The sequence below is a fragment of the Paenarthrobacter sp. C1 genome (assembly GCF_049315185.1).
GTDB classification, from domain to species: domain Bacteria; phylum Actinomycetota; class Actinomycetes; order Actinomycetales; family Micrococcaceae; genus Arthrobacter; species Arthrobacter nicotinovorans.
Window position 1 is genome coordinate 1151510 of sequence record NZ_CP186052.1, and the last position, 15576, is coordinate 1167085.

16 protein-coding genes are annotated in these 15576 nt (G+C 60.7%); 10 read left to right on the plus strand and 6 right to left on the minus strand.

All coding sequences use genetic code 11. The features are described 5' to 3' along the window. Positions 1 to 23 precede the first annotated feature (23 nt). A complete protein-coding gene (locus ACNAOU_RS05525; protein ID WP_018777144.1) occupies positions 24 to 797 on the minus strand; it encodes a GntR family transcriptional regulator in 774 nt (257 codons plus the stop codon). A 136-nt stretch (positions 798 to 933) separates the two neighbouring features. Between ACNAOU_RS05525 and ACNAOU_RS05530 the strand changes: the two genes are divergently transcribed. Next, positions 934 to 2394 (plus strand): MFS transporter, encoded by a 1461-nt coding sequence (locus ACNAOU_RS05530; RefSeq protein WP_422758216.1) that lies wholly within the window; start codon positions 934 to 936, stop codon positions 2392 to 2394. A gap of 78 nt (positions 2395 to 2472) precedes the next feature. Further along, positions 2473 to 3465: a nucleoside hydrolase gene (locus tag ACNAOU_RS05535; protein WP_422758217.1), complete on the plus strand. Its 993-nt coding sequence runs from the start codon at positions 2473 to 2475 to the stop codon at positions 3463 to 3465. 70 nt (positions 3466 to 3535) lie between these two features. Here the strand turns inward: ACNAOU_RS05535 and ACNAOU_RS05540 are convergent, their stop codons facing one another. Continuing rightward, the gene (locus tag ACNAOU_RS05540; RefSeq protein ID WP_422758660.1) at positions 3536 to 4288 is read right to left on the minus strand and encodes an ArsR/SmtB family transcription factor; all 753 of its coding nucleotides are present in this window, start codon (positions 4286 to 4288) and stop codon (positions 3536 to 3538) included. A gap of 385 nt (positions 4289 to 4673) precedes the next feature. Between ACNAOU_RS05540 and ACNAOU_RS05545 the strand changes: the two genes are divergently transcribed. From ACNAOU_RS05545 to ACNAOU_RS05575, 7 genes are all read left to right on the plus strand, one after another. Then, the gene (locus ACNAOU_RS05545) at positions 4674 to 6758 is read left to right on the plus strand and encodes a beta-galactosidase (protein ID WP_235338887.1); all 2085 of its coding nucleotides are present in this window, start codon (positions 4674 to 4676) and stop codon (positions 6756 to 6758) included. After that, positions 6749 to 7729 carry an ABC transporter permease gene (locus ACNAOU_RS05550; protein WP_026267079.1) on the plus strand — a complete coding sequence of 327 codons (981 nt, stop codon included), beginning with the start codon at positions 6749 to 6751 and terminating at the stop codon, positions 7727 to 7729. The genes ACNAOU_RS05545 and ACNAOU_RS05550 overlap by 10 nt, the downstream gene beginning before the upstream one ends. 56 nt (positions 7730 to 7785) lie before the next feature. Continuing rightward, positions 7786 to 8655, plus strand: a complete 870-nt coding sequence (locus ACNAOU_RS05555; RefSeq protein WP_026267080.1) for a carbohydrate ABC transporter permease — start codon at positions 7786 to 7788, stop codon at positions 8653 to 8655. 4 nt (positions 8656 to 8659) lie between these two features. Continuing rightward, positions 8660 to 10309: an extracellular solute-binding protein gene (locus ACNAOU_RS05560; protein WP_018777151.1), complete on the plus strand. Its 1650-nt coding sequence runs from the start codon at positions 8660 to 8662 to the stop codon at positions 10307 to 10309. 74 nt (positions 10310 to 10383) lie between these two features. Next, a complete protein-coding gene (locus ACNAOU_RS05565) occupies positions 10384 to 11001 on the plus strand; it encodes a YesL family protein (RefSeq protein ID WP_231375218.1) in 618 nt (205 codons plus the stop codon). A gap of 134 nt (positions 11002 to 11135) precedes the next feature. Beyond that, positions 11136 to 11615 carry a hypothetical protein gene (locus ACNAOU_RS05570; protein WP_144401243.1) on the plus strand — a complete coding sequence of 160 codons (480 nt, stop codon included), beginning with the start codon at positions 11136 to 11138 and terminating at the stop codon, positions 11613 to 11615. A 29-nt stretch (positions 11616 to 11644) separates the two neighbouring features. Then, the gene (locus tag ACNAOU_RS05575) at positions 11645 to 12226 is read left to right on the plus strand and encodes a hypothetical protein (RefSeq protein WP_422758218.1); all 582 of its coding nucleotides are present in this window, start codon (positions 11645 to 11647) and stop codon (positions 12224 to 12226) included. Positions 12227 to 12308: 82 nt separating this feature from the next. Here the strand turns inward: ACNAOU_RS05575 and ACNAOU_RS05580 are convergent, their stop codons facing one another. From ACNAOU_RS05580 to ACNAOU_RS05590, 3 genes are read right to left on the minus strand one after another with little or no spacing between them, the layout of a single operon-like run. Further along, positions 12309 to 12794: a DinB family protein gene (locus ACNAOU_RS05580; protein ID WP_055974485.1), complete on the minus strand. Its 486-nt coding sequence runs from the start codon at positions 12792 to 12794 to the stop codon at positions 12309 to 12311. Next, positions 12791 to 13222, minus strand: coding sequence for a VOC family protein (locus ACNAOU_RS05585; RefSeq protein ID WP_422758219.1), 432 nt, complete (start codon positions 13220 to 13222; stop codon positions 12791 to 12793). The genes ACNAOU_RS05580 and ACNAOU_RS05585 overlap by 4 nt, the downstream gene beginning before the upstream one ends. A 35-nt stretch (positions 13223 to 13257) precedes the next feature. Then, positions 13258 to 14013 carry an SDR family oxidoreductase gene (locus tag ACNAOU_RS05590; protein WP_051088485.1) on the minus strand — a complete coding sequence of 252 codons (756 nt, stop codon included), beginning with the start codon at positions 14011 to 14013 and terminating at the stop codon, positions 13258 to 13260. A gap of 257 nt (positions 14014 to 14270) precedes the next feature. Between ACNAOU_RS05590 and ACNAOU_RS05595 the strand changes: the two genes are divergently transcribed. After that, entirely contained in the window at positions 14271 to 14960 is a 690-nt protein-coding gene (locus ACNAOU_RS05595) for a hypothetical protein (protein WP_018777157.1), read from the plus strand. Positions 14961 to 14974: 14 nt separating this feature from the next. Here the strand turns inward: ACNAOU_RS05595 and ACNAOU_RS05600 are convergent, their stop codons facing one another. After that, positions 14975 to 15475, minus strand: coding sequence for a GNAT family N-acetyltransferase (locus ACNAOU_RS05600; RefSeq protein WP_026267083.1), 501 nt, complete (start codon positions 15473 to 15475; stop codon positions 14975 to 14977). Positions 15476 to 15576: the final 101 nt, after the last annotated feature.

Consider the following 15576-nt stretch of genomic DNA (forward strand, 5'->3'; position numbering starts at 1 on the left):
TTTTGGAAGAAATCAGCTGAATGTCAGGAGGACTGGATGACGGAGAGGTGGCCGGCTTTCGCGGCTACGAGGCATTTTGCGAGGTAGAACGGGGAGCCGTTCCGGCGCACGTACTGGGTGAGGACCAGCACCGGATCAGAGGGGCGCAGTCCCAGCAGCTTTGCACGGCTTGGCCCGGCCGTACTGAGGCTGATCTCGCATTCGCCGGGTCCCAGGGAAGCGCCGGGTAGTCCGCTAAGCACCTCCAGGAGTGTGGACGCGGAAAGCGTGGGCGCCTCTGCGGCCTCGGCGAGTTGGTCGGCTTCGGGAATTCTCTGTGCGACGTTTTCCTGGAGGTGGGCCACGGGCTCGCCGTTGCGGATGAGTACGCTCTCCCAGAACCAGACGTCCTCATCGGGCTCCACTCCGATACCCGGCGCAACGAACTCCGACGCCGGTTGTTTGATGGCTGCCACGCGCTTGACCTGGATGTCCTGGTCCGGCCCGCCAAGGAGTTGATCGAACGGGCGGATGTGTTCAATGCCGATCCTGGGCAGTGAATCAGCCACGAACCGTCCGACTCCACGGCGTGCCCGGGTGAGGCCGTCTTCTTCCAGCAACATCAACGCTTCCCGGATCACGGTGCGGCTGACATCCATCATGGTGCCCAGCTCGGTCTCGGTGGGGAGCAGCGAACCCGGCGGCAGGATCTTTGTCCGGATCGCCTCTGCGATGCGCGAGTACGCGGCAACACGAAGGGGCTGCCCGGGCTGGGTAGCTATGGGGCGGGACAGGAACTGGACGGCTTTGTCGGTCAAGGGAGGCCTCACTTGGAATGGGTTACCGACACTGTACCGGATGAATGTGACAGGTTGCACAAGCTCGTAATACATGCTTGTATAACAACTCACATCTCGTGGCGCCGCCCCGCGCCCCTGGACAAAGGAGTTTGATGTGAACATCCCCACCGCCACAGGCCAGCAGGCTGCAGATCCGCAGGCCGTAGACCCGCAAACCCCGGCCGGCGATCTTGACGCTCCCGATGAAGGCAGGGTCCACGGCAAGGCTGCCGCACTGCTGATCACCACGCTGGTCCTGGCCGTCCTGGCGTTCCAACTCAACGCCAGCATGATCACCCCCGCACTGCCGCATATCGGCTCCTTCTTCGGCGAGACCCCGGAAGCCGTCGCACAGGTTCAATCCATGTTCTTCCTCGCCGGCGCCATCTCAGGTCCTGTGATTGGCCGGTGGAGCGACTTCATAGGCCGCCGCAACGCATTGCTGCTGGTGCTGGCCATCATGGGCGCCGGAACCGTGTTGTGCATCTTCGCCCCGACCTTGCCGCTGCTGGTGACGGGCCGCTTCATGCAGGGCGTCTCCAGCGCGATTTTCGCCCTCTCCTACATCGTCCTGAACGAGTACCTGCCCGCCCGGCTCTTCGGCACCTCCATTGGGATCATTGCCGCCATCAACGGTGGAGTTGGTGGCGTGGACGGCTACTTTGGCGGGCTCATGGCCGAGACCCTGGGCTTCCAGTCGATCTTCGTCGCCGTGCTGGTGCTGGCGGCCATCGCCGTCGTCTGTGTCATCAAGGTAGTCCCGGGCGGTAGGTCCAGCGTGGCTCCGGGCCGGATGGACTGGTGGGGAGCGGGTTCCCTGTCCGTGTTCCTGGTGTTCATCACCTACTTCGTGTCCACGGGTTCCTCTGCCGGCTGGACTTCACCGGCAGCCCTCGGACTGCTGGCCGGCAGTATTGCATCGTTCACGGCCTTCTGGCTCATCGAGAAAAAGCGCGAAACCCCGTTGGTTGCAGTCCACCACCTCCGTTCCCGCCAGGTGTGGCCCGTCATCGCCACCACCGTGCTGACACTTGCGGGCATCTTCGCCATCATCAACTTCACCGTGGTATTGCTCAGCCAGGACAAGGACAACGGCTTCGGACTGTCCGTGTCGGTGGCAGCCCTGCTCTTCCTCACCCCTGCAGCACTGATTGGCGTGTTCGCCGCTCCGCTGGCCGGCTGGATCGCCGACCGCCGCGGTTGGATCAAGATCGTCCGTGTAGGCACCGCAACCAGCCTCGCCTGCGCGATCATCGCCGCCCTGTTCGCCCACAACCAGATCGCGGTCCTCATCGCCATTGCCGCCTTGGGTATCTTCTACAACGGATTCTTCCTCACTGCCATCAACGGCCTGTCCGTCCTACTCTCGCCCAAGGAAGCACCCGCAGCGCTGCCGGGCATCAACGGCGCCTCCTTCGGCATCGGGGCGAGTCTCGGCGTCGTGGTTGTTGCGCCGTTCGCAGGCCAGGGCACCGCGGCCGGGTACTCTGCTGCCCTCTGGATTTCGGTATCGATCACGGCCCTGGCGTTCATTGTCAGCCTGTTCATCGCCGCGCCGAAGGGCGAAAAGATCTAACACACGACGCCGGTCCGCCGGTTCCGCGCGGACACCCAGCAGAACCCCCATCACCGCTACACCTGAAACGAGAGACCTGTGAACCAGCCTGCACCCTTCTTCCTTGACTGCGATACCGGCATCGACGACGCCCTCGCCCTCGCCTACCTCATGGCCTCACCCAAGGCCGAGCTCGTAGGAATAGGGACCGTGAGCGGCAACGTCAGTGCAGCCGGCGGCGCCCGGAACACCCTGGACCTGCTAAACCTTGCGGGCCACCCGGACATTCCCGTGGCAGTCGGCGCGCACGATCCCCAGGTGGGCACCTTCCACGGCGGCGCGCCGCACGTCCATGGCGATAACGGCATCGGCGGAGTGGACCTGGTTCCTTCAGACCGCGAACCGGTGAAGACCACGGCTGCCGAACTGTTGGTCCAGTTGGCCCACCAGTACGCCGGGGAGCTGCGGTTGGTGGCCATCGGCCCACTGACCAATATCGCCGAAGCCTTGCGGCTGGAACCGAAGCTGCCTGAGCTTATTGCCGAGGTGACCATCATGGGCGGCGCTGCGCTGGCACCGGGAAACATCTCTCCTGTAGCGGAAGCCAACATTGCCAACGATCCGGAGGCCGCCGCCGAGGTCCTGGCCGCCGACTGGAACGTGACTCTGGTGCCCCTGGATGTCACCATGACCAACGTCCTGGAGGAAAACCACCGCCAGGAGCTGCTGTCCACCGAACACCCGGTGTCCCAGGCCTTGGGGGAGATGCTGGGCTACTACTTCGGCTTCTACGTCGACATTTTCGGACGGGCCTGCTCGGCCATGCACGATCCCCTTGCCGCCGCCATCGCCGTCAGGGGAGTTGAACCCACCCTGGCCCCGACCGTCCGGGTCCAGGTGGACACCACCGACGGCCCGGGCCGGGGCCAGACGGTCTGCGATCTCCGAGGACAGTACGCCGGGTTCCCGGAGCAGCGCGGCGCGCGATGCCGCGTCGTCCTGGAGATCGGCGAGGATTTCGCTCCCCACCTGCTCGGCACCCTGCAGGCGGCATGGCTCAGCGAAGAGCAGGTAGCACAGCCCGTCGCCTGACGGGCGGGAGACTGAGGTATCGACGACGACGGCGGCAGCGGCCCGCCGTCGTCGTCCTTCTTTAAGAGGCTTATGCGTACATCAGCGAACCGGGCGTGGTGAGCTTTTCCCCGGTTTCCAGCCAGGTTTTCAGGCCGGAGAGGATCATGGGCCAGCCGCCGTAGAGCTGGTCGTTCGCGCCTTCGCGGAGTTGATCGTGCGTGACCGTGAGGTGGCAGGAATCCCCGACGGGTTCGATTTCCCAGGTGATCCGCGATGTTCCATCGGCCTTGACGTCCTCGCCCCACAGCGCGGTCATGGTCTGGACGAGCCTGCGTGGGGGATCGACCTCGATGTTCTCGCCTTCACCCAGCGGCGCGTCCGCTTTGGGGTTGCGCATCTCGAAGCGGCTGCCCGGCGTCCAGTCCGACGTCAAGGTGTTCCCGAACTGGTATTTGCTGCGGATTTCGCTGTCGGTGATGGCTTCCCAGAGCTTTTCCGGCGTGGTCTTGATGTAAATCTCGAAGATCTTTTCCATGGGACTTTCCAATCTGGATTTGAGGTCGCTGAGGGCAGCGGCCCATGGTTCTGCGTATTTACTCACCCAGCGATCGTGGATGAGGCGGATGGGGACCGGATTCAGGAAGTGCAGCTTCTCGCGTCCTCGACGGCGGACAACCACCAACCCGGCATCCTCAAGCAGTTTGAGGTGCTTTGCGATGCCGAAACGGGTCATCTCGAACCGGGCTCCGAGGGCGGTGGCGGATTGGCCATCCGCGCGGAACAACTCGTCCAGGAGTTCCCTGCGGGTGGGGTCAGCCAAGGCCTTGAACACGGCGTCCATGGGATCAGGATAGGTGACCTTTTGGTCACGTGTCAACGGTTTTTCGTGGGGGCTCGGCGAGATCGCGGGTGCTCGGTCGAGTTCGCTGAACATCCCCTGGCCGCTCGCAGGCCTCCCGCGAATTCAAGACAGTTGTTAACAAGCTCCGAAAGTTTCCGAACTGTTGTCGAAACAAGTCCGCTCGTTTCAAAACTATTCCGCGATTCCGAATCAATTACTCGAGGCCATACGCCCGAAAGCCGTACTCGAACGCAGATTTCAGGCCTCTAAGTTACTTGCGAGTTTCGGATACTGGACTGTTGTTATTGCTGAAACTTTACGATAGTTTCTCTCTGTGATGTGCGTCGCACTGTAAGTCGGAGCGACGAACCCCGAGTGAAGGACAATGATGACCATCCACCCTGAGGACTTGCGGACCGCAAAAACGCGGCTGCAGCACCTGCATCAGCGATTAGGCGGTATCGCGTACGGCGGGGACTACAACCCTGAGCAATGGCCGCGCGAAGTCTGGTTGGAAGATGCCAAACTCATGCAGCAGGCCGGGGTGAACCTGGTGACGCTTGCGGTCTTCTCTTGGAGCCGCTTGGAAACCAGCGATGGCGTTTTCGACTTTGGCTGGCTGGACGAGGTCATGGATCTCATGCATGAGCACGGCATCGGCGTGGACCTGGCAACACCGGATGCCGTCCCGCCGGCCTGGCTGGTGGAGCAGCACCCGGACATCATGCCGGAACGCCCGGACGGGAGCATCTTCGGATTCGGCTCCCGCCAGCACTTTGACGTGTCACACCCCGTGTATCGGGCCAAGTCGCTGGCACTGGCCGAGCGGATGGGGGAGCAATACGCCAACCATCCGGCGTTGCGAATGTGGCATGTGGGCAATGAATATGGGCCCGTTTCCTACGGACCGTGGGCTGAGAAGGCCTTCCGGGAATGGCTTCAGCGGAAGTATTCCTCACTGAATGAACTGAACGAGGCCTGGAGCACTACCGTCTGGGGCCAGCTCTACTCGGACTGGAACCAGGTCCGGGTCCCGGCCCAGCCCCGAACGTGGTCCAACCCGTCACGGCGTCTGGACTTTCATCGGTTCACGTCGGACAGCATGCTGGAACATTTCAAAGCCGAACGTGACATTCTTAGGCGCCACAGCCCGGACTTGCCGATCGTCACCAACTTCATGCGCTTTTACAAAACCAACGACTACTGGGCATGGGCAGCCGAAGAAGACGCCGCCGCCCTGGACATCTACCCGGACCCGCGGGAAGAAGACGCTCACATCGCGGCTGCCCTGAACTTCGACCTCATGCGCTCCCTCCGCCACGGCCAACCGTGGATGGTCATGGAACAAGCCACGGGCGCGGTCAGCCAGTGGTCCGTGAATGTGTCCAAGCTTCCTGGCAAGATGCGGCTCGGCTCCTACCAAGCCATTGCCCAAGGCGCCGATTCGATCCTCTTTTTCCAATGGAGGCAGGCGAAGGGTGGGACCGAGCGCTACCACTCGGCCATGGTGAACCATGCGGGCCCCAACACCAGGATCTTCCGCGAAGTGTGCGAGCTGGGCCAGGAACTCAAAGCACTGGGCGGGCTGACGGGGACCCGTTCCGCTGCCAACGTGGCCATTGTCTTCGATTGGGACTGCTGGTGGGCGTTGGAGCTGGGTAACTCCCCCCGCTCGGACCTGAACTACGCGCAGGAAGTATTGCGCTTCTACCGCCCGCTTTTTGACGCCAACATCACTGTTGACTTCGTCAATGCCAACAGCGACCTCTCCGCCTACGGCGTGGTGCTCATGCCGGCGTCGTACCTCCTCACGGACGAAGCCGCTAAGAAGGTCGAAGACTACGTGTCCGAGGGTGGACGCCTGGTGGTGTCCTACCTTTCCGGCATCGTGGACCGCGACAACACCATCCGCCTGGGCGGGTATCCGGGCGCGTTGCGAAATGTCCTTGGTGCCTGGAGCGAGGAGATGCATCCACTGGCAGGGGACGGCGAGCAAGTGAAGCTGACCACGGCCGACGGCGGTACTTTCTCCGCGGATTACTGGACCGAGCACCTGCACGCCGAAACCGCGGAGGTCCTGGCCAGGTATGCGTCCGGTCGCCTGAACGGCGCACCGGCAGTGACGCGCAACTCGTTCGGAAAAGGCTCGGCCGTGTACGTGTCGGCCCGCGTCGACGACGGACTCCTCAAGGAACTTCTCGACGACGAACTGCGGACCGCAGGCGTTGAGCCGGAACTGAAGGCACCCACAGGAGTCCAGGTCCGCCGTCGTGCCGGCACCAGCGGCGACGGCACCGCCAAAAGCTTTCTCATGGTGCTGAACCATAATGATGCGCCGTCCCGGGTGGACGTCCTCGACGGCGGCACGGACCTGATCAGCGGTCGTGCGGTTCAGGGGGCGGTTGAGCTCCCTGCGTACGACGTGCTGATCCTCGAAGAACAGCAGGAGAGGCGGGGACCATGGCACTAAGACTGGATGTTCCACCAAAGGTGGTGCCGGGCGACCAGCCAGGCAAAGCGAAGAGGCGGCGTGACAAGCCCGGGAGCTGGAAGCTGGCCTTCAAACGCGATTGGCGACTCTACACGCTGTTGGCGCTGCCACTGCTGTATCTTCTGATTTTCAGATACCTGCCGATGGCCGGCAATGTGATTGCCTTCCGTCAGTTCCAACCCGGTGGCAGTATCTTCGGGGAGAAGTGGGTTGGCCTCAAGTACGTCACCCTCTTCATCAATGACCCCAGCTTTTGGCAGGCATTCCAGAACACCATCGTCCTGGGTGTCCTGACCCTGGTGTTCTGCTTCCCGATGCCCATCATCTTCGCGCTGATGCTCAACGAGTTGAGGTCGCAGAAGTTCAAGAAGTTCGTCCAGACCGTGGCATACCTGCCGCACTTCATGTCCGTGGTGATCATCGCCGGGATGATCCTGCAGAACTTCTCCATGACGGGAACCGTAAATCAGATCGCGGAGTCCCTGTTCGGAACTTCGGTGAACTTCACGCAGGACCCAGGTTGGTTCCGGCCGATGTACATCAGCTCGGAAGTCTGGCAGACCATGGGCTGGGGAGCGATCCTTTACCTCGCCGCGCTCACCAGGGTCGATGAATCGTTGTACGAGGCGGCACGGATCGATGGCGCCAACCGCTGGCAGCAGACCTGGCATGTGACCCTGCCGGCCATCCGACCCACCATCATCACCCTGCTCATCCTGAACATCGGAACGTTCATGGCTGTGGGTTTCGAGAAGATCCTCCTCATTTACAACCCGCTCAACTACGCAACCTCAGACGTCATCTCCACCTACCTGTACCGGGTAGGCCTGGAATCCAGCAACTTCAGCTACGCGGCCGCGATCGGAATGTTCGAATCCGTCATCGGCCTCACGCTGATCCTCTCAGCGAACGCGATTTCCAAGCGCCTCGCAGGAACGAGCCTGTGGTGAACAAGTCAGCTACTGCCAACAAGGGCGCTGCGGCCCAAGGGGTCCTTTTGAAGAACATGCGGGTTTCCCGCGGGATGCGGATCTTCCGGGCCTTCAACCTGGTGTTCCTGCTGCTCGTGGTGTTCCTGACGATGTATCCGTTCCTGAACATCATTGCCCAGTCGTTCTCCAGTGAAGGCTTCATCAACGCCGGGCAGGTGAACCTGTTCCCGATGGGTTTCAACACGGAGACCTACAAGTTGATCCTGGCCGACTCCACGTTCTGGACCAACTACGGAAATACGGTCCTGTACACAGTGGTGGCAACGGCTATTTCCATGGTGCTGACCACGGCCTTCGCTTACGCCATTGCCAAGAAGGACCTCAAGGGCCGCAGTGTGTTCATCGGCCTGGCAGTCTTCACCATGTTCTTCAACGGCGGCCTGATCCCGAACTACGTACTCATCAGTTCCTTGGGAATGCGGGACACCATCTGGGCGGTGGTGCTGCCAAACGCCATCAGCGTCTTCAACCTGCTCATCATGAAGTCGTTCTTCGAGAACATGCCCCGTGAGCTGGAGGAAGCGGCATCGATTGACGGGCTTACCCAGTACGGGATCCTCTTCAGGGTAGTGCTGCCGCTGAGCAAAGCCATTGTGGCCACCATGGTGCTGTTCTACGCGGTGGCCAACTGGAATTCCTGGTTCCAGGCCTTCCTCTACCTCGACAACCCGGACCTCTTCCCGGTCACCATCTATTTGCGCAACATGATTGCCGGTGTCACCACAGCGGGGTCGGCTGGCGGGACGGCTGAAAACGTCGGGCAGATCGCAGCCAACATCCAGTCGGTCACCATCGTGCTCACCGTCATTCCCATCCTTTGCGTCTACCCCTTCGTCCAGAAGTACTTCTTCTCGGGCGTCATGCTCGGCTCCGTCAAGGAATGAACCTATGAAAGGAAACCCCATGATCAGCACACGAGAGTTCCGCAGGAGGGACTTCCTCGGCCTCGCATCCGTTGTCGCCATCGGCCTGATGATGACCAGTTGTGATTCCGACACCTCCGAGAAGGTGGACACTTCCAAATCCCGCAACGGTGCGATGGAGAGTTTCAAGGTGGGTGACACATTCAAGGCGACGACGCCGTTGACGTTCACGTTCCTGTTCTCCGACCAGCCCACCTACCCCTACAAGAAGGACTGGCTGCTCTTCACCAAGATGGCCAGCGACAACAACGTCACGCTGGAACCCACCATCGTGCCCAACAGCGACTACGAGCAGAAGCGCAGCCTGCTCATCAGCTCCGGCAGTGCCCCTGAGATCATCGCCAAGACGTATCCGGGACAGGAGTCCGCGTTCGTCTCGGCGGGCGCTGTACTCCCCGTCAGCGACTACGTGGACTTGATGCCGCATTTCCAGGAAAAGGTCAAGAAATGGAAGCTGGAACCGGAAATTGAAGCGCTGACCCAGGAAGACGGCAAGTACTACGTCCTTCCCGGACTGCACGAGGAACTTTGGCCGGACTACTCCCTGTGTTTCCGCAAGGATGTGCTGAAAAAAGAAGGCCTGTCCGAACCTAAAACCTGGGACGAGTTCAGAGATGTGCTGCGCTCCTTGAAAAAGGCTTATCCGGATGTTGTTCCTTTCTCTGATCGGTTCAAGGGCGACAGCGTCCTCAACATCGCCAGCGCAGCCTTCGGTACGGTGGCCGGTTGGGGGTTGGTGGACGGACTCCAGTTCGATGAAGGTAAGAAGCAGTTCGCATTCGCCGCGGGGTCGGACAAGTTCAAAGACCTGGTGACGTACTTCAACTCGCTCATATCCGAAGGACTGATGGATCCCGAAAGCTTCACCCAGACGGACGATTCCGCTATCCAGAAGTTTGTCTCGGGGAAGTCCTTCGTCATCAGCGCCAACTCCCAGAATGTCATTACCTATCGGACCTCCATGGAACAGTCATTGGGCAAGGGCAACTTCGAGATCGGCAAGATCATTGTTCCAGGAGGCCCTGCGGGCGACATTATTGGCGGCAGTCGCTTGGAGAACGGCATCATGTTGAACTCCTCGGTGAAGGATAAGGACAGCTTCGTGGCGCTTATCCAGTACATCGACTGGCTCTTCTACAGTGATGCCGGGCAGGAATTCAGTAAATGGGGTGTGGAAGGAACCACGTTCACCAAGGAAGGCGGTAAGCGCAAGCTTGCGGCCGACATCAACTTCCAGGGGCTCAACCCTGCAGGCACCAAGGATCTTCGTGTTGACTACGGGTTCTCCGGCGGCAACTTCGCCTACGGCGGCACGACGGAACTCCTGCAGTCCACGTTCAATGAAGAAGAACTGGCCTTCCAGGAAGCGATGAAGTCGAAGAAGCCGCGCCCGGTCGCGCCGCCGGTCCCGTTCAACGACGTCGATCGCGAACAAGCCACGTTGGCGCTCACCCCGCTGAAAGACCACGTCAAGCAGAACACCCTCAAGTTCATCACCGGCCAACGTCCCCTCGGCGAGTTCGACGCCTACGTCAAGGAACTCGACAGCAAAGGCCAGACAAAATACGTGGAGCTGGCGAACAAGGCCTACAAAGCGTACGCGGACAAGAAGTAGATCTGATGGCAGGCAGGAAGCCAGAATTCGGAACGGGACCACTGTTCAAAGCCGCCGGCACTGTATATGGCATCATGACCGGGAGTGCTCTGTTGGTGTTGGCCAATGCACCGGCGGTTCTCATGCCGTTGCTGGTCGGTGTACTCGGGCCAGGTGCGCTGCTGGGGTTTGTCCTAGTGGGACCTTCTGTTGTGGCTTCCTGCTATGCCTTCAATCGACTTCTTGCAGGCGGGGACAGGGGAGTGTTCCGTGACTTCCTGGCTTCGTACCGTCTGAACTTCAAGCAGGCACTGCTCGTTTGGCTGCCCTACATGCTGTTCCTGGGTGTCATCGCTTTCAACCTGAGCGTCCTCCCCGGCTCACCGGACGCTGCCTCAGGATTCGGGATACAGTTCGCCGCACGGATAGGTCTGGTGGGTCTCGCGCTCCTGGTCTGCACTGCCGCCATGAACGCGATGCTCATCCTTTCCCGCTTCAGCTTCCGCGCCCGGGACGTCTACCGGTTGTCCCTCTACGCTTTGGGCGTGGAGAAGAGGGTGTCGTTGGGCACCGCCGGGATCCTGTTCGTGACCGCCTTCATTCTGGGAATGACCACCGTCTGGTTGATGCTCTTTACAGCCGGTTTGGTGCTGTACCTCGTCTGCCTCAATTCCCTTTCAATGCTGAGGTTCGTTGAAGCCAGGTTCACCTGAGGACGGCGCAGGATCCTGCCTGGCGGTGTCCTATCCGAACCGACAGAAATCAATCAGCACTCTTTCAAGAGATCTGCGTCACGTTCTCGAGGGCGGCCCCACAGAAAGAGGAGGGGGTGCAATGGGCGTCCTCTGTGGCAAGTGATGGGGAAAAATATGAACGGGGAGAATTGCGTCCGCGGATCAAATTTCAACTCGGCACAAAAGGGCCGACGTCGCTTTGGCTTAAATCGCTGACCGTAGGGTTGGTGATACTTCTGATGACAGCACTTGGCATGAGCCCTGCAAAGGCATATGTCCTTGAGGGCGTTCGGTGGGAAGGCACGCCGACCAGCGGTTGTTGCGCAACCATTTACATTCAGTACCAGCCAAGTATGTACAGCATCAACATAGCAGGCTGGGATAATGGTCGTTATGCATGGAACGTCGCTCCGGACAACATCTACCTTCCCAGCGGACCCGGCGCGCTGACGGTTGACGAGCTGGGTCACGCTATCGGACTAGGCCACGCCGGCGGCTGCGTTCTCATGACTTCCTCCACCTCCACACGAAATAGCTGTGGGGTATTTGGGCCAACCAATGATGACAACAACGGCACTATTGCCCTGTACTAATTGCTCTGTTCAGAGAGGATGCTGAAATCATGAGGACACAATTCATAAAGAAGTCCGCATTTCCACGTATGGCTTCAACGATAATCGCCCTAGTAACTATTGCGGGTCTCTCGGGATGCGCAGGTTCGCCCGAGGTGGCTAATTCAAGCAGCTCCGTCAATACCGTAGGCATGGACGCCAGTTGGGCGGAGAGCTACGACAATTTGACGGATCTAAAAGCGCACAGCGCGCTGGCTGTCGAGGGAAGCTTCGCGCGAATCATAGACGAATCCAAGATCAAAACTGTCCCTATCACGGATTTTGAGTTCACCGTTGACGAAGTAATCCATGATCCCGCGGGCACCCTGAAAGAGGGGACCCGCATAACCGTGCGACAGACCGGCGGGTCTGTTGACGGGGTTCTTCATCAGATCTCAGACGACCCGTTGTTCAAGATTTCTGAAAATGCCGTCCTGTTCCTCAAAGAGCCGGAGCCTGGCCTATTTTATGTAATCGGTGGACCGTCAGGGCGCTTTGAAGTCATCAACGGAAGGGTCACACCTTTCGACGCTGAGGGAACAAAGTTTGAGGGCACCCTGGAAGACTTCGCCGCAGCGGTGAAGGGTTCCTAGGTCGTCAAAACTCAGAGGGGGCATGTCGCCGAGAACTGCTTTCTATCCAGTTTTTGGGTAAGCAGTCTTGGTGGCAGCCCCCTCAATCTCCTGTGATCTGCTCCCGCAAGATATCCGCGTGCCCGCAGTGCTGGGCCAGTTCCCGCAGCATGTGCAGATACACCCAACGGAGGGGTAGCGGTCCACGGCGGTTCCCGTGGAGAAGATCGTCCAGCCCAAGGTTGGACGTGGCCTTCCGCGAAGCTTCGCAGGCCACCGAGTATGCCTCTTGAATGCTGGCGATGGTGTCATCTGCGCCAAGGATGAAGGACTCGTCAGGTGTGGCGGGGATGCCAATGTCGGCCCGCGACCTGCAGGTGATGGCTTCGTCGAACCACACCTTTTCCACGAAAGTCGCGTGCTTCACCAGGCCCAGAAGCGTCGTGCGCGACGGGACCAGCCGCCGTCGTGCCTGTTCTTCGGTGAGACCGTCCAGACTGGCGGTGAGCGCACGGCGGTGCTCGTCCAGAAACGCCTCGAACTGCGTCCGGATGTCCTCGTTGGTGACCTCTTGCGTAGATGCGCTCATTCAAAAACCACCTTTCCGTTATTGTCGATTCGCCAGCCGGGGTTGTACGCGATCTCCCAGACGATGCCGTTGGGATCCTTGACGTGCCCGTGGAAGATGCCGCCGAAAGCGCCTGCCTGTGCGGGTTTGATCAGCGTGGCGCCCGCAGTCACAAGTGCGTCGATGGTGCGGGAGACCTCCGCTGCGCTGCCGACGTTGTGGGAGAGCGTCACTCCACTCACACCAGGGGTTTGGATGCCGCTGGCCAGGTCCTGGTCGAACTTTTCGGCGTCGAACAGGCCGAGCATCAAACCCGGGGCAACCTGGAAGAAGAGGATTTCGCCGGGCACGTCCATGTGCGGCTCCCAACCGAGCCCGTCCTTGTAGAAGGCGCGGGCCCGGTCGAGGTCAGGCGTGGCGAACGTGATGAAGTGCAGTCGCTGGTCCATACGGACATGCTAGCGACAGGGTACGACGCCGGAAGCTAGCTCAGGCGCTGACGGGTGCCGTTCAGATGGGAAGCCGGGGCGTCGAAGAGCGCGGCGATGTGTTCGCCAAGTTCGTTGACATGCGTGTAGCCGGGGAACTTGCGGTGCGGCGCGGCCTCCTTCATGGCATCGTCCAAAAGGGCTTTCACAATGAAAACCACGGCGGCCGAGGTCTGTTCCTTGGGCTCAGTCTTGTGGCCTGACTGTGCTGCTTTGAAGCCGTCGGCGACGCCGAGGACCCATGCTTCCGAAGCTGCCTTGATGGCCGAGTAGCTCGCGCCGCCGGCGGTGGGGTTCGCTGCCGCCGTGGCGGAAACGATGGCGAGGCGGCCCCGCGGCGATGCCTCCAGGTCGGCGTAGAACGCCCGGGAGGTGTTTCGGAGCGTCGTCATGATGCTGGTGTGGAGGACGTCCCAGTCCTCGTCGCTCTGGCCCGTGATTCCGTCGCCTCCGCGCCATCCGCCGACCAGATGGATGAGTCCGTCCACTGGGCCCAGATCGCTTCGAACTGCGGCCGCCAGCTTCTCTACCGACTCCATGTTCGCGAGGTTGCAGGTGTAGGGGACTACGCCGTCGTGGTTCCTGGCGAGTTCTTCCAAGCGGGCGGCGTCGAGGTCGACGGCGGCAACACGGGCTCCTGCGGCGAGCAACGCGCTCACCACTGCCTGGCCTGCCGCGCTGGTGGAACCGGCCACCACAACGTTGAGGGCCGGGGTGGATGCCACGTCGTTGTGGTCATTCGTAGTAGGCAAGGTGTGTCCTTCCAAGACGTAATCACGGTCGGAAGGAGCATATCCGGTGGACAAGGTTGGCTTATGCCTAGATTAGTTTAGGGATAGAGGATCTAATGCTCGGTGCTTATTGGGTCCTCTAAGCAAGCCAGTGAGTGTGGCTGCTTGACGTTGAAGTTCCGATCGGTGGCAGCGTCTGCGGGCCCAAAAATCCAGATGATTGAGCGACTCGCCATGGCCTGTTGAGGCACCGTCGGCAGCGGTGGGAGGATGGAGCGGTGGAACCCCTCTTCGACTTCCTTGGCAGTTACTGGTGGCTCATCTTCCCCATCGGCGGGATGGCTGGCGGCTGGGCGAGATCGTGGTCCAAAGCGAGTGAAGAGCGGCACCGCCGCAAGGTCGAGTTGCTGAAGTTGCGCAACCAGCTGGCGGTGCACGAGGAAGCAAACCAGGCTGAGGTGGTCTCACTGATGACCGCCCACGATTCGGTCAATCACAGATGGCTGGAGTACGAACTCGACGTCGGCAATCTCATCGACTTTCCGCTGATGACCGACGTCCGTGAACCGCTCACGGTCGCGTTCCTGCGCGCCAAGAAGGAAGCCGACGGCCTGCGGCCGGGCGCGCCGGAGGAGATCTCGACGCCGGCCCGGCTTGCGGAATATCGGGCGGCCGTTCACAGCTACGAGTTGGCCTTCGACGTAGCCGAGCGCGAAGCCCGGCGCATCAAGGACGGCAACTTCTCAGGCCCCGAGCGGCAACGACTGGCTACGGCCCGGAAACTGCTGCGCATTGCCGAGGACACCGCAGCTACACCTGCGGAACGGCAAACTGCGTACAAGCGCGCACGCAAGGAACTCGACGGCCTGATCGTCCTTCCCGAAGCAACAGTTGCCGCGCTGGAAGGCAAGATCGCCGGAATGCTGGATACCCGGAAGGACCCGGACACGGACGTGAAGTTCGCGTGACGCCGGAGAGGCAGCTAACGGAGCTTGACACCCATCACGGTCCGAACCGTGGAGCCCGCAAGGTCGTCCTCAAGGTGCCGCATTCCGATCCGTTCGGCAACGCGCCTGGAGGCAATATTGTCGGGGTGGATGATGGCTACCAGGCGATCAACTTCCACCACATCCCGGGCGTATTCGAGGCAGGCCAAAGCGGCTTCCGTGGCGTAGCCCCGCCGCTGAAGATCCAGGCGTACGTGGTAACCAACCTCAAGCTCGGACCGGCCATTGACGTTCTGCCACGTCAACCCGCAGTCGCCGACAAAATCGCCGTCGTGGGTTTCCACGATCCACAACCCGTACCCATGGTGGGCATAGTTCGCCCGGTTCCAGTCGATCCAGGCGGCTGCTTCTTCCCGGGTTTTGGGCGCCGGGTAGTACGTCATGACGTGGGGGTCACCGAGCAGGCTGCTCATCCCGTCGATGTCAGCAGGCGTCATCTCGCGAAAGCGCAATCGTTTGGTTGGGAGGGGGAGCATCTCCGAAGCCTACCGGCAGCTGACCCCGCCGTGGGCCGTGCTTCCGTTACCTTCTTTGAACTCCGTTGGACGCTTATGCAATCGGAATCGGCTGAATTTGG